Below are 22,504 nucleotides of genomic sequence, written 5' to 3'. Positions count from 1 at the left end.
AGGTGTCGGGGCGTGTGGTGTCCGCGAGGTGGCCGGATGGCGGACAGTGCTGCCGAAAAGGACCTGTGGTCTGGACCACTTGGCGGAGCCGGGAGGTGTGCCGGACAATCCCGGTGGGGAGGGGTGGGGGTTGCCGCATAGTCTGTCGGGCATGAGCAAGTCGCCTGGGGAGCGCGCGCAGGACCGGTCGTTCTGGTGGTGGAAGCGGCCGCGCAGCGCCTTCCTGGACATCGGCCTGGCCCTGCTCGCCGCGCTGGAGTGCGCGGTCAGCACGATCGGCTTCGTGTCCGCCCGGGTGCACCTGACCACCACGGCCACGGTGGGGATCGCGCTGCTCGGCACGCTGGCCGGCGGCTCGCTGGTGCTGCGCCGGCGCTGGCCGGCCGTCCCGGTGCTGGTCACCCTGGTCGCGATGCCCGGAATGCTCGGCGTGCTGCTGCTGGTGGTGGCGCTGTACACGCTGGCGGAGACCTGGGAGTGGCCCTCGCGGCGCTGGCGGGTGGTGGCGCTGTCCGGGCTGGCCTTCGCCGAGGCGGTCGCCGTGATGATGGTGTCGATGCTGACCCCCGACGACCCGACGGTGGAGCAGCCGCCGCTGTGGGGCCAGGTCCTGATAGCGGTGCTGGTGGCGGTCGGACTGACCGTCCCCCCGGTGGTGACCGGCCTGTACGTGGGCGCCCGGCGGCGGCTGATCGAGTCGCTCAAGGACCGCGCGCACGGCCTGGAGACCGAGCTGGACCTGCTGGCCGAGCAGGCGCAGGAGCGCGCCCGCCGGGCCCGGCTGGAGGAGCGCACCCGGATCGCCCGGGAGATGCACGACGTGGTGGCGCACCGGGTGTCGCTGATGGTGGTGCACGCCGGGGCACTGGAACGCATCGCCGCCAAGGACCCGGAGAAGGCCGCGCAGAGCGCCAAACTGATGGGCGAGGTGGGCCGGCAGGCCCTGAACGAGCTGCGCGAGATCCTCGGCGTGCTGCGGATGGACGACGAGCGGCCGCCGGAGTCGGACACGCTGGTCGGGTTGCCGCGGCTGGTGGACCAGTCCCGGGCGGCCGGGATGGCGGTGACCCTGACGGTCAGCGGCAGCCGGCAGGAGTTCACCGCCGAGGCCGAGCAGACCGCCTACCGGGTCGTCCAGGAGGGGCTGACCAACGCGCACAAGCACGCGGGCGGCGCGCAGGTGTCCGTCCTGCTGGCGTACGCGCCGAACGGGGTACGGGTGAGCGTGGTGAACGCCTGCCCGGGCGGCGAGCGGGCCGCGGCCCAGCTGCCCAGCGGCGGCAACGGGCTGGTCGGGATGCGGGAGCGGGTGATCGCGCTGGGCGGCACCTTCTCGTCCGGGCCGGAGGCGGACGGCGGGTTCCGGGTCGAGGCGGTGCTGCCGTCCCGGCTGGCGGTGCGGGCCGAGCGGCTGGGGTAGCCGCCGGCCGTCAGCTCTCCGCCGTCAGCTGCCTGCCGTTCGCGGGTGCGGGGCTCACTCGTCCGCGGTGCGCAGCCGTTCCGGGGAGGTGCCCAGCACCAGGGCGGTGATCGCCTGGTCGATGCCGTGGCCGAGGAACCACTCGCCGGTGTGGTCCAGGCTGTAGACCCGGCCCTCCTCGTCGACGGCCAGCAGCGCCTGCCCGTACGCCTCCTCGCCGAGCGGCGCGACCTGGGTGCCCAGCGCCCGGCCGAGGTCGAGCAGGGTGCGCGGCTGGTGCAGGCCGCACAGCGGGTCGATCAGGAACGGGGTGCGGGCCAGCTGGCGGCCCGGGCCGGACAGGTCGAAGGCGAGGCCGCCGAACTCGGCCCAGGCCTCCACCGCCGCCGGGAACACCGAGTGCCCCGCGCCGGTCGGCGCGCCGAACCCGACCAGGGCGTCGGCCCACTCCTCGGCCTGCTGGATCTGCCAGCGGCCGGGGTGCCAGCCGACCGCCTTGAGCTCGGCGGCGACATCGGCGGGAAAGCGCGGGCGGGTGCGCCCGATGGTGCCGGTGGCGGCGCCGCCGGGGGTGGACAGGGTGGCCGGCGGGGGCGGGGGCGGGGGCGGGCTGGGCGGGTTCAGGGCGGACTCCGGGGTTCGGGGACAGGGACAGGGGACGGACCGGGGCGGCGCTCGGCCGGTCAGTGCGCGGGCGGCCCGACGGCGACGCTCTGCACGGTGAAGTGCTCCAGCATGGGGGCGCAGGAGCGGCACGGCGGGGCGTGGGTGCCGTGCGCCGGATCGCCTTCCTCGCGGATCCGGACGGTCGTCATCCGGGCGCCCTTGAGCGCCTTGCGGGCCTCGGGCAGGCTCATCGGCTTGCGGGCCGCGCGCTTGGAGCGCCGGCCGTCGACCGCGGTCAGGTACCGGGAGAGCAGGACGGCCTCCGGGCAGCGGCCGGTGAACCGCTCGCGGGCCTCCAGCGGCAGGGTGTCCAGGAAGCCGGTGACCAGGTGGTGCAGGACCGGGCGGCGGTCGTCCTTGCCGCCCGCCAGGGTGTGCACCTCGCCGGCCTTCAGCGACAGCGCGGCGGCGACGGCGGGCAGCAGGCTGTCGCGGTGGTGGCGCAGCACGGGCGGGTCCGCCGGCTCACCGGTGGTCATCCGTCGTCCTCCTCCTCGTTGCCCGGCGTCCGCCGGAGTGGCCCGGCCGGTCCTGGGCAAGCCTGTCAAACGACACCGACATCCGTACAACCGGGGTGCGGCGGTGCCGGATACCGGGGCGGACCGGACGGACGGTCACCCGATGCTGGCCGCACGCGCACCCCGTCGTCACGACATGTCCGCTGATTTACCGAAAACATCCCCGGGCCGGGGCGGCGCCCGGTACCGTTCCGGCAGCCGGCCGGGGGGATGCGGCCGGCCGCCCGGGCGGCCGCCGGCGGGGCCGACTCCGCTGCCCGCGCCGGACGTTGAGGCCTGCACGGCGCCGGGGTGCACCACCCCGTGCCGGTCCACCCGCAGCCCGCGTTCCGTCACCTCGGCCACCGGGCCGGATCGTTCCCGGTCGCCGAACGGGCCGCCCGCGAACTGCTCGGCCTGCCGCCGCACCCGCACCTCACCGAGGCGCGGCAGGAGCGGGTGGCGCGGGTGCCGACGCGGGCGCCGACCGGGCGGCGCCGAGCCGGTCCACGATGACGGGGGTTCTCCAAAGGCGGGGGGCCGGGCCTTGAGGGGACCCCCTAGGCTGGTGCCCAGCAAGCACCGAATTTGCAGCCAGTGGGGGCTCCCAGATGACGACAGGTCGGCCCGGCGTCGCCGCCGCACCGAACGCGGCGTACGCAGGTCAGGTGGTGCAGTTCCCGGATCCGGTCCGTGCCGAGCGGCACCCCGCCGGGGTCAGCGTGGACGAGTACGGCTACCCGGACTTCGGCCCGTACGCCGCCGCCGCGGCCGAGGTCGCCGACCCGCCGGAGGGCTTCGGCGTGGACGAACTGCGGCTGACCGACTACGTCTCGGCCAACGCCGCGCTCTACACCCAGGGCCACCCGCTCTGGGCCGACCTGGAGACCGCCGTGGCCACCCCGCCCGGCTGGACCTGGCACCACGCGGTCGGCCGCGCCGCCCCCGGCTGGCGCCGGATGGAGCTCGTCCCGGTCGAGGTCAAGGCCCTGATGCGGCACCACGGCGGCCTCGCCACCTCCGCCGCCGACCACACCCGCCGCGGCACCCGCCCGCTGCAGGAGCGCCGGCCCGTCCACTTCTCGCTGGCCAAGGACGGCGGCGACCCGATCGGCGTCCACGAGGACCTGGTGCAGCGCGCCGAGGAACGCCTCGGCTACCGGCTGCCCGGCGCCTACCGCACCTTCCTCAAGCTGGGCGGCGGCCGCGCCCCGGTCGGGGTGGCGCTGGACACCGACCTCGGCCTGCTGCTCGACCAGCCGTTCCTGACGCTCACCGAGGAGTACGGCACCGAGGACGTCGTGTACGCCAACAAGTGCCTGCGCGACCACCTCACCAAGGACTACCTGGGCATCGCCTACGCGCAGGGCGGCCTCCTCGCGCTCAAGGTGCGCGGCGAGCGGACCGGTTCGGTCTGGTTCCAGCTGTACGACGACGCCCGCGACTCCGGTGGCCCGGAGGCCCCGGAGGACCGCTGCGCCCGGCTGCTGCTGCCCTGCGGCGAGGACTTCGACGCCTTCCTGCTGCGGTTGGCGGGCAGCCCGCCGGAGCTGGAGACCGTCGCGGAGCTGATGGTGGACGGCGGGTTCGCCCGGGCCGTCCCGGTGGGCTGATGCACGGGGTCGCGGTGGGCGAGGTGGTCGCGGTGGTTGCGGCGGTGCTGGTGGAACGGGGGACGACGAGGATGCGGACAGGGGTGAACCGGGCGTGGTGACGTACGCGCAGGCGCAGGAGCTCGCCGAGGAGTGGATCAACGGCGGGGTGCCGCACTCGCAGCAGCGCGAGGTGCGGGTCCGGGAGTTCGACCTGGGCTTCGTCTGCTGGGCGATGCCGCCCGGCGACGGGGACGGGACCGCGGGCCCGGACGGCTCCGGCACCGGCACCGGCACCGGTGCGAGCGGTGCCGGCGGCTCGGGCTCGGGTGAGGCGCGGCTGGTGATCGCCCGGGACTCCGGCGCCAGCACGCTCTGGCCCGCGCTGCCCGTCAACGAGGTGGTCCGGCAGTACGAGGAGGTCTACGGGCGGCCGATCGCGGCCAACCCGGCCGGAGCGGCGAAGCCCGCGCCCGGACCGGTGGAGGCGACGTCCTTCCTGCTCAGCCCGCCGCAGTGGCTGCAGGAGGCGGGGGCCGCGGCGATCGCGGCGGAGGCGGAGCGGCTGGGGGCCGGTTCGGCTCCCGCGCCCGCGCCGACTGCTCAGCCTGCCCCCGCGCCCTCCCCGGCTCCCGCGCCCGTTCCTGCCGGGGCCCCGGTTCCGGCCGCCCTGCCCCCCGAGGAGTGGCCTGCTCCGACGGCGCCGCCGGTGGCCGCCGTACTGACCGAGCCGCCGGTCTCCGACCGGCCCGCCGGGGACGCGCCGACCATGCTCGCCCCGCCGCCGGACTTCCGCGAGCCGCCCGTCGCGCCGCAGCCGCAGGCCGTCGCGCCGACCGCCGCCCCTGTCGGGCCGCCCGCCGGGCCGCCCGCGCCGCCGGTCGGCGCCGAGGCGGCGACCGTCCTGATGCCCGACGGCCTGCGGACCACCGGCTCGGACCTGCCCGACACGCCGGCGCCGGCCGGCGCCGAGGCCGCGACCATGCTGATGCCGCCGGCGAGCGGTGGCTACGGCATGCCGCCGGTCCCGCCGCCCGCCGCGCAGCCGCCGACGGCCCAGCCCCCGGCCCAGGCACCCGCACCCGCCCCGGCGGCCGAGCCGGCGCCCACGCTGCTCGCGCCGCCGGACGCCATGCCCGGGCTGATGGGCCTGCCCGGTGCCCCGGCGACACCGCCCGGTGCACCGGTGGAGCACGCGCCGACGATGCTCGCCCCGCCCGGCGGAGTGCCCGGCCTCGGCGGTCTGCCCGGCGCCCCGGCGACACCGCCCGGTGCGCCGGTGCCGCCCGGTGCGCCGGTGGAGCAGGCACCGACCATGCTGGCCTCGCCCGGCGGGCTGTCCGGCCTGCCCGGCGCCCCCGGCACCCCGGCCGCCGGCACGCCCACCGGCGGCGCGCCGCAGGGCGGGCTCGGCCGTGCCCCGGCCTCGGCCCCGCCGCCGCCCCCGCCGGCCGCGCTGCGCGGCGGCCCCGCCGGGTCGCCCGGTGCGGGCGCCGCCCCCGGCGGGCTGGGCCGCGGTGGCGCCTCGACCCCGCCGCCGCCCCCGCCCGCCGGGCTGAAGCACACCTCGGGCTCCGGCACGCCTGGCGGCGCCCCGGGCGGCCGGGCGGCCGCTTCGACCCCGCCGCCTCCGCCGCCGGCGGGCCTGCGCGGCGGCGCCCCGGCGCCGCAGGGCACCCCGGCCGGCGGCACGCCCTCGGCCGGGGTGGCGTACGAGGCGACCCAGCTGGCGAGCGCGATCGACCCGGCGCTGCTGGGCGGCGCCCCGGCGGACCCGGGCACCCCGCCGTCCGGCGGTCCCGCCGTCCCGCCGCCGGGCGCGCCGACCCCGGCCGCCGCGCCCGCGGCCGGCTACGGCTACCCGAACGCGGGCGGCGCCGCCGGGGTCGTCCCCCCGGCGCCGGTGACCGGCGCGCCGCAGGCCGCGCCGGTGCCTCCCGGGGTGCCCGCGGTCGGCCCCGGCTACTTCGCCGCGCTCAGCTACCGGGGCCCGGACGGCTCGGAGCAGAAGCTGCTGCACCGCAGCGAGCCCGGCACCCCGCACCCGGAGTGGAAGATCCTTCAGGACCTGCGGCGGCTCAACGTGCCGCCGGAGCAGGTGCTGGAGCTCTACACCGAGCTGGAGTCCTGCGACCTGCCGGGCGGCTACTGCAACCGCATGATCGCCTCGTCCTGGCCGAACGTCCGGCTCACCCACACCGCCCCGTACGGCCGCGACCACGCCTCCCGGCAGGCCGGGATGGCCGAGCTGCTCGACCACCTGGACGAGCTGCACCAGCTGGCCTCCGGCGCCCAGCGGGTCCGCCCGTTCCGGGTGCCGCCGCCCGCGCCCGGCACGGTCCAGGCGCTGCCGCCGCTCCCGCCGCAGCAGCTGGCCCAGGAGGTCGGCGCGGCCTTCGGGCAGAACCTGTTCCGCTACGAGCAGCGCGCCGTCTCCCGCCAGGGCGTGCCCGAGCCGGTGTCCCAGACCCTGATGTGGGCCGGGCTGCCGCGCGACTTCGGGCCGTTCTTCTGGGCGCAGGCACAGGAGGGCCGCCCGATCCCGACGCTCGCAGAGCTGGCCGCCGAGCGCGGCCTGTCCAGCGGCCCGGACTTCGGCGGCTACCTGGTGCTCGGCAACGACTACGGCCGCCAGCTCTGCGTCCAGTACGGCACCGCGAACGTGGTCGCGGTGGACGTCGATGGAACCGGCCAGCCGCCCCGGTTCGTCAACACCGGTGTACCGGAGTTCGTCCGCGCGCTGGCCCTGCTGGGCCGGATGTGGCGGCTGCGGTACGGGCTGACACCGGACCAGGCCGGTCGCTGGACGACCGACTTCCAGGCTCAGCTCGCCGCGATCGACCCGGCGGCCCTGCAGAACGCGGACACCTGGTGGGCCGTGCTGCTGGAGCAGTTCTGGGACGGTCTGCTGTAGCGGACCGTCGCGGATCCTCGCAGGTGGGGAGGGGTCGTTCCGGGGTCCGGGACGGCCCCTCCGGCGTGCCGTCATGGCTGTGCCTCGTTGGGGTTTCGCCCAGATCTGCGCAAAATAGGTCAAGAGGATGGGTCTATACGGCCGTCCTCGACGTATTACGGTCCGCACGACGACCGAATCCGGCCCCGGGCTTCGAACCGGTTCCGGATCCGGCCGTTCCGTCCGATCATGGGCTCCGCAGCCCGCGAACGAGGGGAAGAGCCCATGAGCGACGCCGTCCCCCAGTACGGCTTCACCCAGGCCCGGCGCGGCTACGCGCCCGAGCAGGTCGAGCGAACGCTCGCCGCGCTCACGGCCCAACGCGACGAGGCCTGGGAACGACTCAGTGTCCTGGGAGCCGGGATCCGGCAGATGGAGGCCCGGCTGGAAGAGGTCCGCCGGGCCGCCGAGGACGCCCCGGAACCCGACTACCAGGTGCTCAGCGAGCAGGCCGCCGGCTTGGCCGTGATGGCCGGCAACGAGGCGCGCGCCGTCCGCGACAAGGCCGAGCGCTTCGCCGAGGACCTGCGGGACGAGGCCTACGAGGCCGGGCAGAGGCTCGAACGGGAGGCCAAGGAGTACGCCACCACCACCCGTGCCGAGGCCGACGCGGCCGCCCGCCGCACCGACGAGCGCACCCGCGCCGAGGCCGAGAGCCTCCGGGCCGACGCCGACCGGGAGAGCCGGGCCGCCCAGGACGCCGCCACCGCCTACGCCGCCAAGGTGCGGGTCGCCGCCGCCGAGGCCAGCGAGCAGGCCGAGGCCGAGCTGGCCACCCGGCGCCGCAAGGCCGACGAGACCTTCGCCATGGCCCAGGCCAAGGCCGACGCCGAGGAGGCCGAGGTCTCCGCCACCGCCGAGCGCCGGGTCAAGGAGGCCGAGCAGCACCGGGAGACCGTGCTGAACCAGATCAAGCAGCTGGAGACGGACGCCCAGGCCAAGGCCGACCAGCTGATCGAGCAGGCCCGTCGGGAGGCCGAGAAGACCAACGCGGCGAGCGAGCGCGAGCAGCGCGAGTTCGACACCCGGCTGGAGACGGTGCAGCAGCACCTGGACCACATCAAGGCCACGCTGGCCTCGCTCACCGGGTCGGCGGTCGGCCAGATCGAGTCCGCGGCGGTCGCGGCCGGCGCGGCTGCGGCTGCGGAGGCGGGTCCTGCGGACGCGGCCCCGGCTGAGGCTGCGGCTCCGGCGGACCCGGTTCCGGCCCCGACGGACGCGGTCGCCGACGCGGCGCCGGTGGACTCGGAGGCGGACACCGGGGAGATCCCGGTGACGAACCTGCGGAAGGCCTCGGCGAAGGTCACCGCCCCGGCGCGGGCGGCGGCTCCGGCTCCGACGCAGGCTCCGGCTCCGCTGGAGGAGAAGGAGAAGGAGAAGGCGACGGCGGTGCTGCGGCCGCCGGTGGTCGGTGGGGGTGCCGCCAAGGTGTCCGCCGAGGCCGTGGTGACCGGCCCGGTCACGCCGGTGGTGGTCCCGCCGAAGCCCGCCTCGCCGCCCGCCTCGCCGCCCGAGGCGGCGGCCGACCGGGACGGTGGCACGGGCGGGAGGGCCGCGGAGGCCGGTGCCGGTGCCGAGCGGGAGCCGGAGGACGAGACCCGGATCATCCCGAAGATCATCATCGTGGACGACGGCGCCGGCTACGCGACCCCCAACACCGTGAGCTACCGACGCCGTTGACGGCCGCGTCGGGCGGACGGGCGGGAAACGGAGTAGGCCGAGACCCGTGGCGCCCTCCAGGAAAGGGCGCCACGGTTCCCGGCGCTTGGGCGGGCGCCCCCACCCAGGGTCGCCCGGCCTCGCACCTCCGACCCCCATCGGTGGTGCGACAGTGCCACCGCAGCCATCCCCCACGGTTGGGTGCGGCGGGCACGTTCACCATGGTGCGCGATCTCCATGGACGGGCAGTGACAGGAGTATGTCCAGTTCGTGGCGGATAGCCGTGCCCGGTTCGGCACGGCCTCCGGTCGGTTCGTCCACGGGCCGGCCCGGTGTTCCGTCCAGTGGTTCGTCCCCGGTCGCGTCCTGGCCGTGTCCCGGTCGTCCCCCCGAGCCCGGGCGGGGCGCGGACGGGCCGGTGGAGGGGGTGCGGGCGGCGGTTCGCTGCCGCCCGGCCCCGCCGGGGCCGTACGCCGCGTGCGTGTCCGTGCCGCGGCGTAGGCTGGAGACCCCCGGCCGCTCGGCGCGCCGGGCCGTTCGCGTTGCCCTGGCGGGGCCTTGCCGCCCGGGGGCAGCTCCAGCCACGGCACGAAGAAGAGACCCCAGATGAGCCTGACCGGACTGCTCGATGTCGTCGCGCGGGACGCGGCGCTCGCCGAGGCGATCGAGGCGGCCACCGCCATCGGAGCCGCGGCCGGCGGCCGCCGCCACCTGGACCTGGTCGGACCGCCCGCCGCCCGGCCGTTCGCCATTGCCGCGCTGGCCCGGGCGCTCGCCGGGCAGGCCGCCGGGGAGCGGGGCCGTCCGGTGCTCGCCGTCACCGCGACCGGCCGGGAGGCCGAGGACCTGGCGGCCTCGCTGCGCTCGCTGCTGCCCCCCGACGCCGTCGCCGAGTTCCCGGCCTGGGAGACGCTGCCGCACGAGCGGCTGTCGCCCCGTTCGGACACCGTCGGCCGACGGCTGGCCGTGCTGCGCCGGATCCTGCACCCGCGGGCGGACGATCCGGCGGCCGGGCCGGTGCAGGTGGTCGTCGCCCCGGTCCGCTCGGTGCTGCAGCCGCAGGTCAAGGGGCTGGCCGAGCTGGAGCCGGTGGCTGTCCGGCGCGGAGAGTCGCACGACTTGGAGGAGGTGGCCCGCCGGCTCGCCGCGGCCGCCTACGCGCGCGTCGAACTGGTCGAGAAGCGCGGCGAGTTCGCCGTCCGCGGCGGCATCCTGGACGTCTTCCCGCCGACCGAGGAGCACCCCCTGCGGGTGGAGTTCTGGGGCGACGAGGTCGAGGAGATCCGGTACTTCAAGGTCGCCGACCAGCGCTCTCTGGAGATCGCCGAGCACGGCCTGTGGGCGCCGCCCTGTCGCGAGCTGCTGCTCACCGACGAGGTGCGGGCGCGGGCCGCCGAGCTGTCCGCGCAGCACCCCGGGCTGGCCGAGATCCTGGACAAGATCGCCGAGGGCATCGCGGTCGAGGGCATGGAGTCGCTGGCGCCGGTGCTGGTGGACGACATGGAGCTGCTGGTCGACGTGCTGCCGCTCGGCTCGGTCGCGGTGGTCTGCGACCCCGAGCGGGTCCGCACCCGGGCCGCCGACCTGGTGGCGACCAGTCAGGAGTTCCTGCACGCCTCCTGGGTCGCGGCCGCGTCGGGCGGGGACCGTCCGATCGACCTGGAGACGATCGACGTCTCCGCCGCCTCGCTGCGCTCGCTGGCCGAGGTGCGCGAGCACGCCGCCGAGATCGGGCTGCCCTGGTGGTCCGTCAGTCCGTTCGCGACCAGCGAGTCCTCGGTGAACGAGGTGCTGGAGTTCGACGCCAACACCCTGACCCTCGGAATGCACGCCGTCGAGGCCTACCGGGGTGACACGGCCCGGGCGATCGCCGACGCCAAGGAGCGGCTGGCCGCCGACTGGCGGGTCGTCATGGTGACCGAGGGGCACGGGCCGGCCTCGCGGCTCGCCGAGGTGCTGGGCAACGAGGGCATCCCGGCCCGCCTGGTCGCCGACCTCGCCGAGGCGCCCACCCGGGACGTCGTCCACGTCTCCTGCGGCTCGATCGAGCACGGCTTCGTGGACGAGGCGCTGAAGCTCACGGTCATCACCGAGACCGACCTGTCCGGCCAGCGGTCCTCCACCAAGGACATGCGCCGGATGCCCTCGCGCCGCCGCAACGCGATCGACCCGCTGGCGCTCGCCGCCGGCGACTACGTCGTCCACGAGGCGCACGGCGTCGGCAAGTACGTCGAGATGGTGCAGCGCACCGTCCAGGGCGCCACCCGCGAGTACCTGGTGCTGGAGTACGCCCCCGCCAAGCGCGGCCACCCCGGCGACCGGCTGTTCGTGCCGACCGACCAGCTCGACCAGGTCACCAAGTACGTCGGCGGCGAGGCCCCGACACTGCACCGGCTCGGCGGCGCGGACTGGGCGAAGACCAAGCAGCGGGCCAAGAAGGCGGTCAAGGAGATCGCCGCCGACCTGATCAAGCTGTACTCGGCCCGGATGGCCGCCCCCGGCCACACCTTCGGGCCGGACACCCCGTGGCAGCGCGAGCTGGAGGACGCCTTCCCGTACGCGGAGACGCCGGACCAGCTGACCACCATCGCCGAGGTCAAGTCCGACATGGAGAAGTCCGTCCCGATGGACCGGCTGATCTGCGGCGACGTCGGGTACGGCAAGACCGAGATCGCGGTGCGGGCCGCGTTCAAGGCGGTGCAGGACGGCAAGCAGGTGGCAGTGCTGGTGCCGACCACGCTGCTGGTGCAGCAGCACTTCTCGACCTTCGCCGAGCGGTACGCCAACTTCCCGGTGACGGTGAAGGCGCTGTCCCGCTTCCAGACCGACAGCGAGGCCAAGGCCGTCCTGGAAGGGCTGTTCGAGGGCTCGGTGGACGTCGTCATCGGCACCCACCGGCTGTTCTCCTCCGAGACCAGGTTCAAGGACCTCGGCCTGGTCATCGTCGACGAGGAGCAGCGGTTCGGCGTCGAGCACAAGGAACAGCTGAAGAAGCTGCGGGCCAACGTGGACGTGCTCACCATGTCCGCGACCCCGATCCCGCGCACCCTGGAGATGGCGGTCACCGGCATCCGCGAGATGTCCACCATCACCACCCCGCCGGAGGAGCGGCACCCGGTGCTGACCTTCGTCGGACCGTACGACGAGAAGCAGATCTCGGCCGCGATCCGGCGTGAACTCCTGCGCGAGGGCCAGGTGTTCTACATCCACAACCGGGTGGAGTCGATCGACAAGGCCGCCGCCCGGCTGAAGGACCTCGTGCCCGAGGCGCGGGTCGCCACCGCGCACGGGCAGATGGGGGAGACCCAGCTGGAGAAGGTCGTCGTCGACTTCTGGGAGAAGGAGTTCGACGTCCTGGTGTCGACCACGATCGTGGAGTCCGGCATCGACATCTCCAACGCCAACACCCTGATCGTCGAGCGTGGCGACACCTTCGGCCTCTCCCAGCTGCACCAGCTGCGCGGCCGGGTCGGACGCGGTCGCGAGCGCGGCTACGCGTACATGCTGTACCCGCCGGAGAAGCCGCTCACCGAGACCGCGCACGAGCGCCTGGCCACCATCGCCCAGCACACCGAGATGGGTGCCGGCATGTACGTCGCGATGAAGGACCTGGAGATCCGCGGCGCCGGCAACCTGCTCGGCGGCGAGCAGTCCGGGCACATCGCGGGCGTCGGCTTCGACCTCTACATGCGGATGGTCGGCGAGGCGGTGGCCGAGTTCCGCGAGTCGCTGGCGGGCGGCGGGGAACCGGAGGAGGAGCCGCTGGAGGTGAAGATCGAGCTGCCGGTCGACGCGCACGTGCCGCACGACTACGCGCCCGGCGAGCGGCTGCGGCTGCAGGCGTACCGCTCGATCGCGGCGGTCAACTCGGAGGACGACATCACGCACGTCCGGGACGAACTGGTGGACCGCTACGGCAAGTTGCCCGAGGCGGTGGAGAACCTGCTGATGGTCGCGGCGCTGCGGCTGTACGCCCGCCGGTGCGGCATCTCGGACATCACCCTGCAGGGCTCCAATGTCCGCTTCGGGCCGGTGGAGCTGCGGGAGTCCCAGCAGCTGCGGCTGAACCGGCTCTACCCGCGCAGCCAGGTCAAGGCGGCGGCCCAGCAGCTGCTGGTGCCGCGACCGAGCACCGGGCGGATCGGCGGCAAGCCGCTGGTCGGCCGGGAACTGCTCAGCTGGTGCAGCGAGTTCCTGTCGGCCATGTTCGACGACCTGGCGGGCGCGAAGAAGTAGCGCCTGCCGGGCGATGGTTCACGGCGGTCTCGGGTCTCGGCCCGGGGCCGCCGTTCTGTGTGCGGGCCTCGGCGGCGACGGCTGTGAACAGGGCTGTCAGCCGAGCTTCCACTGGCCGGTCTGCGGGGCGAAGCCGCTGTCGAGGCCGAACTGGGCCTTGTCGAGCTTGGCGTCCTTCGGCACCTCGAAGGTGACGAAGCCGAGAGCGTTCTCGCCGGGGGCGATGTTCGCGGCCGCCGCCGCTGCCCCGGCCGCGCCACCGGTCCGCTCGGAGCCCCGCCCCTTCCTGCGGACGCCCGTCCCGGCCGTCCCGCCCGCATCCGTCGTGCCGCCCGCCCCCGCCACTCCGCCGCCGTCGTTCCCCGACCTGGGTGCCCAGTGCGCCCGCCTCTCCGACCTCGTGGACGCCGGCCGCCACACCGAGGTCCTCGGCCTCGCGGCCGGCCTGCTGCCCCGTGCCGAGGCCGAACTCGGCGGCGCCGCACCCCTGGTGCGCACCATCCGCACCATCTACGCCCGCACCCTCCTCCACGAGGGCCACCCCCAGCAGGCCCTCCCCGAGTACCGCCGCCTCGCCGCCACCGCCGACGGCGGCCCGCACGGCCCCCAAGGCCTCGACCACCGCTACCGCGCCGCCATCTGCCTCGAACACCTCGGCCACGGCGCCGACGCCCTCGCCGAGTACCAGGCTCTTCTCACCGCCCACACCGCCCGCCTCGAATCCGGCCTCGACGGCGACCTGGAGCGCGCCTACGACCTCCGCGAACGCATCGGCCTCCACCTCGCCGCCACCGGCGACCCCCAGAACGCCCGGCAGTGGCTGCTCCCCCTCCTCCTCGACCGCGAACGTCGCGACGGCCCCCACCACCCCACCGTCCGCCGCCTCCGCCAGTCCCTCTCCACCCTCCACCCCCAGCACCCCGCCCCCTGGCCCCCAGCCACCCCCTGACCAGGTGCCGGCTGGGGGAGTGGGAAGTCGGCGGGTCCGACTTCCTGTGCGGGGGATGATCGGCGGTCTCGGGAGCAGGACATCGATGTCCGGGATGTGGTGGGGCAGGGTGTGGTGCGGCGGGTGGGGTGAGGGCCGCCGGGGGTGGGGGTGGGCGGGTAGGTTCGAGGTGTGACGACGAATGTTCCCGGCGCCAAGTTGATTCTGCTGACCACGACCCACCGGGTGGCTCCCGGGTTGCTGGCGTGGCCGGCGTGGGAGGCGTTGCGGTCGGCGGGGCGGGTGCTGGTGGCGGACGAGGGGCATCCGCAGGTGGCGGCGGTGCGGCAGGCCGGGGTGGCGGTGGAGGTGGTGGCGGCCGGGTCGGCGCCCGCGCTGGCGCGGCTGCTGACCGGGCAGCCCGCCGGGGCCGGGGCGACGGTGTGGCTGGGCAGCCCGGACGGGGATCCGGGGCTGACGGACGCGCTGGCGCGGCTGGCGGTGGAGCGGGCCGGTGAGGTGCCGGAGATCGAGGTGCTGCCGGGCTCGTACGACCTGCCGGGGGCGCGGCTGCTGGACCTGGTGACGGTGATGGACCGGCTCCGCTCGCCGGGCGGTTGCCCGTGGGACGCCGAGCAGACGCACGAGAGTCTGGTGAAGTACCTGGTCGAGGAAGCGTACGAGCTGGTCGAGGCGATCGAGGAGGGGGACCGGGGGACGCTGCGCGAGGAGCTGGGTGACGTGCTGCTCCAGGTGTTCTTCCATTCCCGGATCGCCGAGGAGCACCCGACCGATCCGTTCACCGTCGACGACGTGGCGGGCGACATCGTCGAGAAGCTGATGTACCGGCATCCGCACGTGTTCGGGGATGTCGAGGCCGAGGGCGCCGCCGAGGTGGAGGCGAACTGGGAGCAGCTGAAGGCCGCGGAGAAGGCGGACCGCGAGTCGGTGCTGGACGGTGTGCCGGCCGGGCTGCCCGCGCTGGCGTACGCGGCGAAGCTGGTGTCCCGGGTGCGCCGGGCGGGCGTCCGCACCGTGCCGGACGAGCCGTACGAGCTGCCGGCCGAGCTGACCGCGGAGTCGGCGGGCCGACTGCTGCTCGCGGTGGCGCAGCGGGCGCACGACGCCGGGGTGGACGTGGACGCGGCGCTGCGCTCGGCCGCGCGCGGTTACCGGGACGCGGTACGCGCGGCCGAGGGCCTCAAGCCTGGTGGAGAACCCATCGGAGAACCGGCCGGAGAACCGGGCGGAGAGCCTGGTGGAGAGCCCGACCGGGAGCCGGACGGGGAGTAGGCGCTCAGGCCGCCGTGGCGGTGCTCTCCATCGGGCGCCGCTGCGGCGGGACGAGTTCCCCGATGGCCTCGCCGACGAGGACGACGAGTTCGGCGAGGCGTTCCAGGTCGAGGTGGTCGGGCAGGTCGGCGAGGGAGACGATCCGCTCGCCGTCGGGGCCGGCGACGGCGAAGAGGTCGATCGGTCCGAGGTGCTTCTCCGCGGTGTCGACGAGGGCGGCGACGTCGCTGGGGCGGCGGATGTCGCCGGAGACGCCGACGACGGGGCAGCCCGGCCGGTCGAGTTCGGCGGCGAGGTCCTCGGCGATGCCGACGTGCTGGTCGGCGATCAGCATTCCGGCGGCGCCGGCCGCGGCGAACCGGCGGGCGAGGCCGGCGCCCGACCCGCCGTCGAGTACCGCGATGACGACGACTGACCCGCTGACCCGCATGGTCTGCTCCTCCCTGTGGGCGACACCGCACCGGCGCCCACGCGTACTGCGGAGGATCGTAGGCAGGTCCTGACCCTCCGCAACAGGGATTACCCCTCAGGTGACCAGGCTCACGCCCGGCGTCCGGCCAAGAGCTTTCCAAGAGCTGTCCACGGACCGTCCACGGGTCGTCCACGGAGCGTTGGCGCGCCCGTCGCACGCCGTTGACGCGGGGGTCGCGAGCCGTTGAGGAAGGGGGGCGCGCACCCACCGGATACGGTCGACCCATGCCAGCTCAGCCCGACTCCGCCCGGCCCGCCGCCGCGCCGTCCGACGACCCCGCCCAGCCCGCCGCCGCGCAGCCGGCCGCCGCGCCGTCCGACGATCCCGAGCAGCCCGACGCCGCCGCTCCGCAGCTGTTCACCTGGGAGTTCGCCACCGATCCGTACCCCGCCTACGCCTGGCTGCGCGAGCACGCCCCGGTGCACCGCACCAAGCTGCCGAGCGGTGTCGAGGCCTGGCTGGTGACCAGGTATGCGGACGCCCGGCAGGCGCTCGCGGACAGCCGGCTGTCGAAGAACCCGGCGCACCACAGCGAGCAGGCGCACCGCACCGGCCGGGTGGGCATCCCGGGGGAGCGGCAGGCGGACCTGATGACGCACCTGCTGAACATCGACCCGCCGGACCACACGCGGCTGCGCCGACTGGTGTCGAAGGCGTTCACCCCGCGCCGGGTGGCCGAGTTCGAGCCGCGGGTGCAGCAGCTCACGGACCGGCTGATCGACGGCTTCGCGCAGCGCGGTTCGGCGGACCTCATCCACGAGTTCGCCTTCCCGCTCCCCATCTACGCGATCTGCGACCTGCTGGGCGTGCCGGCCGAGGACCAGGACGACTTCCGCGACTGGGCCGGCATGATGATCCGCCACGGCGGCGGCCAACGCGGCGGCGTGGGGCGAGCGGTGAAGCGGATGCGGGCGTACCTGCTGGAGCTGATCCACCGCAAGCGGGCGGACCTCGGGGACGACCTGATCTCGGGTCTGATCCGGGCGAGCGACCACGGCGAGCACCTGACCGAGAACGAGGCCGCGGCAATGGCCTTCATCCTCCTCTTCGCCGGTTTCGAGACGACCGTGAACCTCATCGGCAACGGGATGTACGCGCTGCTGCGCAATCCGGGGCAGCGCCGGTCGCTGCAGGAGTCGGTGGCGCGCGGGGAGCACGCGCTGCTGGAGACGGGGATCGAGGAACTCCTGCGCTACGACGGGCCGGTGGAGATGGCGACCTGGCGGTTCGCGACGCGGCCGCTGACCATCGGCGGGGTGGACATCCCGGTCGGTGACCCGGTGCTGGTGGTGCTGGCCGCCGCGGACCGCGATCCGGCCCGGTTCGCGGACGAGAACACCCTGGACCTGGCCCGGACTGACAATCCCCACCTGGGGTTCGGGCACGGCATCCACTACTGCATCGGCGCCCCGCTGGCCCGCCTGGAAGGGCGTGCCGCCCTGGCCACACTGCTTTCCCGGCTGCCCGATCTGCGGCTCGCGGAAAGCCCGGAGAATCTGCGCTGGCGCGGCGGTCTGATCATGCGTGGACTGCGGGAACTTCCGGTCGAATTCAGTCCGGAGAGTCGCTCCCCGCATACGCCCCTGCATACGCCTCCGCATACGCCCCCGACACCCCTTATGCGCCCCTGACAAACTGACACAAGATGACGAAACGCCGGGCGACACGCTGACGGAACGTCGCCCGGGGTCTTCCGGTTCAGGTGTGAACGCCCATCAATCCGGACATAGCGGCGCCGTTGGTAGGCGATCGGGCACGCGCCGTAATTTCTGTGTGATATCGGTGATATGAGCTTGTGATTGGTCTGAGGATCTGTCTACTCTCCCTGGAGTTCGCAGCTGCGGACCTCGTGCGCGGAACGCCGAATCCTGCCCGCCGCGTCACGGGAAACCGACCAGAACCCTGGGCAGGGGCGGGGGAACCAGGTTTGTTGCCGTTTCCCACGGCTTGGGGTGAAGCCGCCTGAGCGGAATCGTTTCCGCGTACAGCGGCCGGGCCACCTCCCGGTCCGAACCCGACAGCTCACCTCGCAGGCGTGCGGAGAGGGACCTCTTCATGCTGTTCGTTGGAACCGGTCGTCACCGCCGTCGTACCCAGACCGAGAAGGCCATCGCCGTCGCCGGTGTGGCCGGCGTCGGACTCGCGATGCCGCTCCTCACCGCCACCGGCGCCTCCGCCGCACCGGCCTCCGCCTGGGACTCCGTCGCCCAGTGCGAGAGCGGCGGCAACTGGAGCATCAACACCGGCAACGGCTTCTACGGCGGCCTGCAGTTCACCTCCGGCACCTGGAAGGCGTACGGCGGCACCGCGTACGCGCCGCAGGCCAACCAGGCCAGCCGGGCGCAGCAGATCTCGGTCGCCGAGAAGGTGCTCGCCTCGCAGGGCCCGGGCGCCTGGCCGGTCTGCTCGAAGAAGGCGGGCCTGAGCAAGGGCGGTGCCCCGGCCGCGGTCGACACCTCCTCGGACGCCAAGCCGCAGTCCGCCCCCGCGCAGCAGGCCCAGAAGCCCGCCGCCAAGCCGGCTCAGAACCCGGCCGCCCAGAAGCCCGCCGCGCAGAAGCCTGCCCAGAAGCCGGTGCAGCAGGCCGCCCCGCAGCAGCAGGCGCAGCCGCAGGCCCACGGCCTCTCCGGCCAGGGCGGTTGGGACGCGGACGCGAAGGTGTACTGGTACCAGAACAACGGCGCCTGGTACTGGACCAGCCACCAGAGCGTCTACCAGCAGTACGCGGGCCACGCCGCCGCGCAGCAGTACGCGGGCCACGCCGCCGCGCAGCAGTACGCCCCGCAGGCCGCGCAGCAGCAGTACGCGCCGCAGGCCGCTCCGGCGTCCGGCCACGACTACACCGTCCGCGACGGTGACACCCTGTCGACCATCGCCGCCGCGCAGGGCGTGTCCGGCGGCTGGCACGCGCTGTACGAGCAGAACCACGGGACCGTCGGCGGCGACCCGAACCTGATCCTGCCCGGCCAGGTGCTGCACCTCGGCTGAGCCGACGCGTGAAGGCCGACGCGCGAAGGGGGTTGGGCCCGCCGGCCCCCTTCGTCCGCATTCGCCCGCTTCAGTGGGACAAGCTGGGACAAGCAGGTGAACTACTGGTGGGTAGCGGGGCCACACGCTGAGACGAGACCGAGGCGGACGTGGCCCCGGGAGCCTGGGCGGCTAGGCTCTGGTCCGTAACGACTCCGCAATCGTCCTGCTGACAGCACCACCGTCAGCCGGACCTGCTTCCGCAAGGAGATGCCTCGTGCCGTCCATCGATGTCGTCGTAGCCCGTGAGATCCTCGACTCGCGCGGCAACCCCACGGTCGAGGTCGAGGTCGGCCTCGACGACGGCAGCACGGGTCGTGCCGCTGTCCCGTCGGGTGCCTCCACCGGCGCCTTCGAGGCGCTGGAGCTGCGCGACGGTGACAAGAACCGCTACTTCGGCAAGGGCGTGGAGAAGGCCGTCCTGGCCGTCATCGAGCAGATCGGCCCGGAGCTGGTCGGCTACGACGCCACCGAGCAGCGCCTGATCGACCAGGCCATGCTGGACCTGGACGCCACCCCGGACAAGTCCTCGCTCGGCGCCAACGCCATCCTGGGCGTCTCGCTGGCCGTCGCCCACGCCGCCTCCGAGGCCAGCGACCTGCCGCTGTTCCGCTACCTGGGCGGCCCGAACGCGCACGTCCTGCCGGTCCCGATGATGAACATCCTCAACGGCGGCTCGCACGCGGACTCCAACGTCGACATCCAGGAGTTCATGATCGCTCCGATCGGCGCGGAGTCCTTCTCCGAGGCCGTCCGCTGGGGCGTCGAGGTCTACCACACCCTCAAGGGCGTGCTGAAGGAGCGTGGCCTGTCCACCGGCCTCGGCGACGAGGGCGGCTTCGCGCCGAACCTGGACAGCAACCGCGAGGCCCTGGACCTGATCACCGAGGCCATCCAGAAGGCCGGCTACGTGCCCGGCCGTGACGTCGCGCTGGCCCTGGACGTCGCCGCCTCCGAGTTCTACGAGGACGGCGCCTACCAGTTCGAGGGCAAGGCGCTCACCTCCACCGAGCTCATCGAGTACTACGCCGACCTGGTCGCGTCGTACCCGCTGGTCTCCATCGAGGACCCGCTGGACGAGTCGGACTGGGACGGCTGGAAGGCCATGACCGTCAAGCTGGGCGACAAGGTCCAGCTGGTCGGCGACGACCTGTTCGTCACCAACCCGGCCCGCCTGGCCAGGGGCATCGAGACCGGCACCGCCAACGCGCTGCTGGTGAAGGTGAACCAGATCGGCTCGCTGACCGAGACCCTGGACGCCGTCGAGCTGGCCCAGCGCAACGGCTACCGCTGCATGATGTCGCACCGCTCCGGCGAGACCGAGGACGTCACCATCGCCGACCTGGCCGTCGCCACCAACTGCGGTCAGATCAAGACCGGTGCCCCGGCCCGCTCCGAGCGCGTCGCCAAGTACAACCAGCTGCTGCGCATCGAGGAGATCCTCGACGACGCCGCCGAGTACGCCGGCCGCGGCGCCTTCCCGCGCTTCCGCTCCGCGGAGTAACAAACACAGTCGCTCCGCGGAGTGACGAGCGCAGTCGCTCCGCACACCAGTGAGCACGAGGGCTGCTGAGCGCCAGCCTGACCGGTGCCCCGCCTTTCACCCCGTAGGGTGGACGGCGGGGCACCGTCGCGACCAGGAGGGGATACGGGAGATGGCAGGCTGGAGGATCCCGGGCTTGGCGGCCCGGCCTCGGTTCACGAGCCGGGCGACCGTCCTCGTCCTGGTGCTCTGCTCGCTGGTGGCGATCCTCGCCTACCCGACGCGGCAGTTCATCTCCCAGCGCGCCGAGATCTCCGCCCAGCGGGCGAAGGCCGACCACGCGCGCCAGCAGGTCGAGCAGCTGCGCCGGGACAAGGCCCGCTGGCAGGACCCGGAGTTCGTCAAGGCGCAGGCGCGCGCCCGGCTGCACTACGCGGTGCCGGGGGAGACCCCGTACATCGCGGTGGACCCGGCGGGCCAGGCCTCGGCCAAGCCCTCCTCGTCCGCCGCCGGCGCCCCCGCCACCGGTGTGGCGGCCGGTCAGGCGATGGCCGCCAAGCCCTGGTACACCAGCATCTGGGACTCGGTCGACGCCGCCGACGCCGCCGCACCCGCCCCCGCCACCCCCCTTCCGCTCCCACCGTCCTCCGTTGGAGACACCTCCCCCCATGACCACTGAGAACCACCCCACCGTCTCCGACGCCGACGTCGCGGCCATCGCCGCCCAGCTCGGCCGGGTGCCGCGCGGCCTGCGCGGCGTGGCGCACCGCTGCCCCTGCGGCAACCCGGACGTCGTGGAGACGGCCCCCCGCCTGCCGGACGGCACGCCGTTCCCGACGCTGTACTACCTGACCTGCCCCAAGGCCGCCTCGCTGATCGGCACCCTGGAGGCGGACGGCGTGATGAAGGACCAGAGCGCCCGGCTCGCCGAGGACCCGGAGCTGGCCGCCGCCTACCAGAAGGCGCACGAGGACTACATCGCCCGGCGGGACGCGATCGAGGTGCTGGAGGGCTTCCCGAGCGCCGGCGGCATGCCGGACCGGGTGAAGTGCCTGCACGTGCTGGTCGGCCACTCGCTGGCGGCCGGCGAGGGCGTCAACCCGCTCGGCGACGAGGCGATCGGCATGCTGGAGGACTGGTGGGCCAAGGGCCCGTGCGTCTCCCCGGCCGAGGTCCAGGCCGCCGGTGAGCGGGTCGCCCGCAACCGCGCCAAGGAGCAGGACCACGAGGCCGTGATCGCCGCCAAGCAGCAGAAGACCGCCGAGCGCGCCGCCAAGAAGCGTGCCGCGGATGACGTCGCGCCGGACGCCGAGGGGCAGCAGGAGTCGCAGTGACCATGACCCGCGTGGCCGCGATCGACTGCGGCACCAACTCGATCCGGCTGCTGGTCGCCGACCTGGACCCGGAGACCGGTGAGATCACCGACCTCGACCGCCGGATGATGGTCAACCGGCTGGGCCAGGGCGTGGACCAGACGGGCCGGTTGCACCCGGACGCGCTGGCCCGCACCTTCGCGGCCTGCCGGGAGTACCAGGAGATCATCTCGGGCTTCGGCGTCGGCCCGGAGCGGGTCCGCTTCGTCGCCACCAGCGCCTCCCGGGACGCCGAGAACAGCGACGAGTACGTCAAGGGCGTGCGCGACATCCTGGGCGTCGAGCCCGAGGTGGTGAGCGGCGAGGAGGAGGCGCGACTCTCCTTCCTGGGCGCCACCAAGGAGCTGACCGGCGACCAGTTCCCGGCCCCGTACCTGGTGTTCGACCTCGGCGGCGGCTCGACCGAGTTCGTGCTCGGGACGGACGACGTGCAGGCGGCGCGCTCGGTGGACATCGGCTGCGTGCGGCTCACCGAGCGGCACTTCGGCGGCGCCGAGCTGCCCTCCGCGGAGCAGATCGCGGAGGCCCGGGCGCACGTGCGGGCCGAGTTGGACAAGGCCGAGGAGGTCGTCCCGCTGACCGGTGCGGCCACCCTGGTGGGCCTGGCCGGGACGGTCACCACGGTGTCCGCGATCGCCCAGGGTCTGTCGGACTACGACTCGGAGGTGATCCACCATTCGCGGGTCAGCCGGGAGCGGGTCGCCGGGATCGCCCGCGAGCTGCTGGCCGCGACCCACGCCGAGCGCGCGGCCATCCCGTCGATGCACCCGGGCCGGGTGGACGTGATCGCGGCCGGGGCGCTGGAGCTGCTGGAGATCATGGAGCGGACCGGTGCCGCCGAGGTGGTCGTGAGCGAGCACGACATCCTGGACGGGATCGCCTGGGGTATCGCCCGCTGACCTGCT

At 74.3% G+C, this 22,504-nt stretch carries 17 protein-coding genes, 1 pseudogene and 1 riboswitch; of the genes and pseudogenes, 14 read left to right on the top strand and 4 right to left on the bottom strand.

Annotated features, from left to right (window positions below; all coding sequences use genetic code 11):
* Positions 1-151: 151 nt before the first annotated feature.
* Entirely contained in the window at positions 152-1,420 is a 1,269-nt protein-coding gene (locus ACZ52R_RS07780; protein ID WP_360494196.1) for a sensor histidine kinase, read from the top strand.
* 54 nt (positions 1,421-1,474) lie between these two features.
* Here the strand turns inward: ACZ52R_RS07780 and ACZ52R_RS07775 are convergent, their stop codons facing one another.
* A complete protein-coding gene (locus ACZ52R_RS07775) occupies positions 1,475-2,176 on the bottom strand; it encodes an SUKH-3 domain-containing protein (RefSeq protein ID WP_465753088.1) in 702 nt (233 codons plus the stop codon).
* Complete coding sequence (locus ACZ52R_RS07770; protein WP_360494193.1) at positions 2,104-2,565, bottom strand: YwqJ-related putative deaminase; 462 nt, start codon at positions 2,563-2,565, stop codon at positions 2,104-2,106. The genes ACZ52R_RS07775 and ACZ52R_RS07770 overlap by 73 nt, the downstream gene beginning before the upstream one ends.
* 330 nt (positions 2,566-2,895) lie before the next feature.
* Here ACZ52R_RS07770 and ACZ52R_RS07765 point away from each other — a divergent pair, with 330 nt between their 5' ends.
* The 5 genes from ACZ52R_RS07765 to mfd all read left to right on the top strand — a co-directional run bounded on the left by ACZ52R_RS07765 (position 2,896) and on the right by mfd (position 13,023).
* Positions 2,896-3,099 (top strand): DegT/DnrJ/EryC1/StrS family aminotransferase, encoded by a 204-nt coding sequence (locus ACZ52R_RS07765; protein WP_465616718.1) that lies wholly within the window; start codon positions 2,896-2,898, stop codon positions 3,097-3,099.
* Between the two features lie 95 nt (positions 3,100-3,194).
* On the top strand, positions 3,195-4,196 hold the full coding sequence (locus tag ACZ52R_RS07760; RefSeq protein WP_360494187.1) for an HNH endonuclease: 1,002 nt from the start codon (positions 3,195-3,197) through the stop codon (positions 4,194-4,196).
* Positions 4,197-4,290: 94 nt separating this feature from the next.
* Complete coding sequence (locus ACZ52R_RS07755) at positions 4,291-7,089, top strand: SUKH-4 family immunity protein (RefSeq protein WP_465753086.1); 2,799 nt, start codon at positions 4,291-4,293, stop codon at positions 7,087-7,089.
* Positions 7,090-7,353: 264 nt separating this feature from the next.
* The gene (locus tag ACZ52R_RS07750) at positions 7,354-8,808 is read left to right on the top strand and encodes a hypothetical protein (RefSeq protein WP_465753084.1); all 1,455 of its coding nucleotides are present in this window, start codon (positions 7,354-7,356) and stop codon (positions 8,806-8,808) included.
* Between the two features lie 585 nt (positions 8,809-9,393).
* Complete coding sequence (gene mfd, locus ACZ52R_RS07745; protein ID WP_360509570.1) at positions 9,394-13,023, top strand: transcription-repair coupling factor; 3,630 nt, start codon at positions 9,394-9,396, stop codon at positions 13,021-13,023.
* Between the two features lie 96 nt (positions 13,024-13,119).
* On the opposite strand, the gene ACZ52R_RS07740 is transcribed toward mfd, so the two are convergent.
* The gene (locus ACZ52R_RS07740; RefSeq protein ID WP_465616724.1) at positions 13,120-13,368 is read right to left on the bottom strand and encodes a hypothetical protein; all 249 of its coding nucleotides are present in this window, start codon (positions 13,366-13,368) and stop codon (positions 13,120-13,122) included.
* On the opposite strand from ACZ52R_RS07740, the gene ACZ52R_RS07735 reads away from it, so the two are divergent.
* Positions 13,349-13,972 carry a tetratricopeptide repeat protein gene (locus ACZ52R_RS07735; protein ID WP_465753081.1) on the top strand — a complete coding sequence of 208 codons (624 nt, stop codon included), beginning with the start codon at positions 13,349-13,351 and terminating at the stop codon, positions 13,970-13,972. The genes ACZ52R_RS07740 and ACZ52R_RS07735 overlap by 20 nt on opposite strands.
* A gap of 171 nt (positions 13,973-14,143) precedes the next feature.
* A complete protein-coding gene (locus tag ACZ52R_RS07730) occupies positions 14,144-15,244 on the top strand; it encodes a nucleoside triphosphate pyrophosphohydrolase (RefSeq protein ID WP_465616728.1) in 1,101 nt (366 codons plus the stop codon).
* 4 nt (positions 15,245-15,248) lie between these two features.
* Here ACZ52R_RS07730 and ACZ52R_RS07725 read toward each other — a convergent pair whose 3' ends face one another.
* Positions 15,249-15,674 (bottom strand): SDR family NAD(P)-dependent oxidoreductase, encoded by a 426-nt coding sequence (locus ACZ52R_RS07725; protein WP_360509565.1) that lies wholly within the window; start codon positions 15,672-15,674, stop codon positions 15,249-15,251.
* Positions 15,675-15,940: 266 nt separating this feature from the next.
* On the opposite strand from ACZ52R_RS07725, the gene ACZ52R_RS07720 reads away from it, so the two are divergent.
* From ACZ52R_RS07720 to ACZ52R_RS07695, 6 genes and pseudogenes are all read left to right on the top strand, one after another.
* Entirely contained in the window at positions 15,941-17,347 is a 1,407-nt protein-coding gene (locus tag ACZ52R_RS07720; RefSeq protein WP_465616730.1) for a cytochrome P450 family protein, read from the top strand.
* A gap of 251 nt (positions 17,348-17,598) precedes the next feature.
* Positions 17,599-17,766, top strand: a riboswitch (cyclic di-AMP (ydaO/yuaA leader).
* A 5-nt stretch (positions 17,767-17,771) separates the two neighbouring features.
* Positions 17,772-18,704, top strand: coding sequence for a LysM peptidoglycan-binding domain-containing protein (locus ACZ52R_RS07715; RefSeq protein WP_465753079.1), 933 nt, complete (start codon positions 17,772-17,774; stop codon positions 18,702-18,704).
* A gap of 256 nt (positions 18,705-18,960) precedes the next feature.
* Entirely contained in the window at positions 18,961-20,247 is a 1,287-nt protein-coding gene (gene eno / locus ACZ52R_RS07710) for a phosphopyruvate hydratase (protein ID WP_360509559.1), read from the top strand.
* Positions 20,248-20,422: 175 nt separating this feature from the next.
* Positions 20,423-20,905 (top strand): FtsB family cell division protein, encoded by a 483-nt coding sequence (locus tag ACZ52R_RS07705; protein WP_465616734.1) that lies wholly within the window; start codon positions 20,423-20,425, stop codon positions 20,903-20,905.
* A pseudogene (locus ACZ52R_RS07700) lies at positions 20,877-21,410 on the top strand (DUF501 domain-containing protein); the annotation flags it as partial. The gene ACZ52R_RS07705 and the pseudogene ACZ52R_RS07700, both read left to right, overlap by 29 nt.
* Positions 21,411-21,562: 152 nt before the next feature.
* Positions 21,563-22,498, top strand: coding sequence for a Ppx/GppA phosphatase family protein (locus ACZ52R_RS07695; RefSeq protein ID WP_465661423.1), 936 nt, complete (start codon positions 21,563-21,565; stop codon positions 22,496-22,498).
* The last annotated feature ends 6 nt before the right edge of the window (positions 22,499-22,504 follow it).

Source organism: Kitasatospora sp. NPDC034023, from assembly GCF_055575795.1.
This window is presented reverse-complemented; position numbering and strand designations above follow the sequence as displayed.

Bases quoted from the DNA above. Each gene is read 5' to 3' on its own strand.
- ACZ52R_RS07695 (WP_465661423.1), top strand. From the start codon at position 21,563: ATGACCCGCGTGGCCGCGATCGACTGCGGCACCAACTCGATCCGGCTG.
- ACZ52R_RS07720 (WP_465616730.1), top strand. From the start codon at position 15,941: ATGCCAGCTCAGCCCGACTCCGCCCGGCCCGCCGCCGCGCCGTCCGAC.
- ACZ52R_RS07780 (WP_360494196.1), top strand. From the start codon at position 152: ATGAGCAAGTCGCCTGGGGAGCGCGCGCAGGACCGGTCGTTCTGGTGG.
- ACZ52R_RS07750 (WP_465753084.1), top strand. From the start codon at position 7,354: ATGAGCGACGCCGTCCCCCAGTACGGCTTCACCCAGGCCCGGCGCGGC.
- ACZ52R_RS07770 (WP_360494193.1), bottom strand. From the start codon at position 2,565: ATGACCACCGGTGAGCCGGCGGACCCGCCCGTGCTGCGCCACCACCGC.
- mfd (WP_360509570.1), top strand. From the start codon at position 9,394: ATGAGCCTGACCGGACTGCTCGATGTCGTCGCGCGGGACGCGGCGCTC.
- ACZ52R_RS07715 (WP_465753079.1), top strand. From the start codon at position 17,772: ATGCTGTTCGTTGGAACCGGTCGTCACCGCCGTCGTACCCAGACCGAG.
- ACZ52R_RS07760 (WP_360494187.1), top strand. From the start codon at position 3,195: ATGACGACAGGTCGGCCCGGCGTCGCCGCCGCACCGAACGCGGCGTAC.
- ACZ52R_RS07725 (WP_360509565.1), bottom strand. From the start codon at position 15,674: ATGCGGGTCAGCGGGTCAGTCGTCGTCATCGCGGTACTCGACGGCGGG.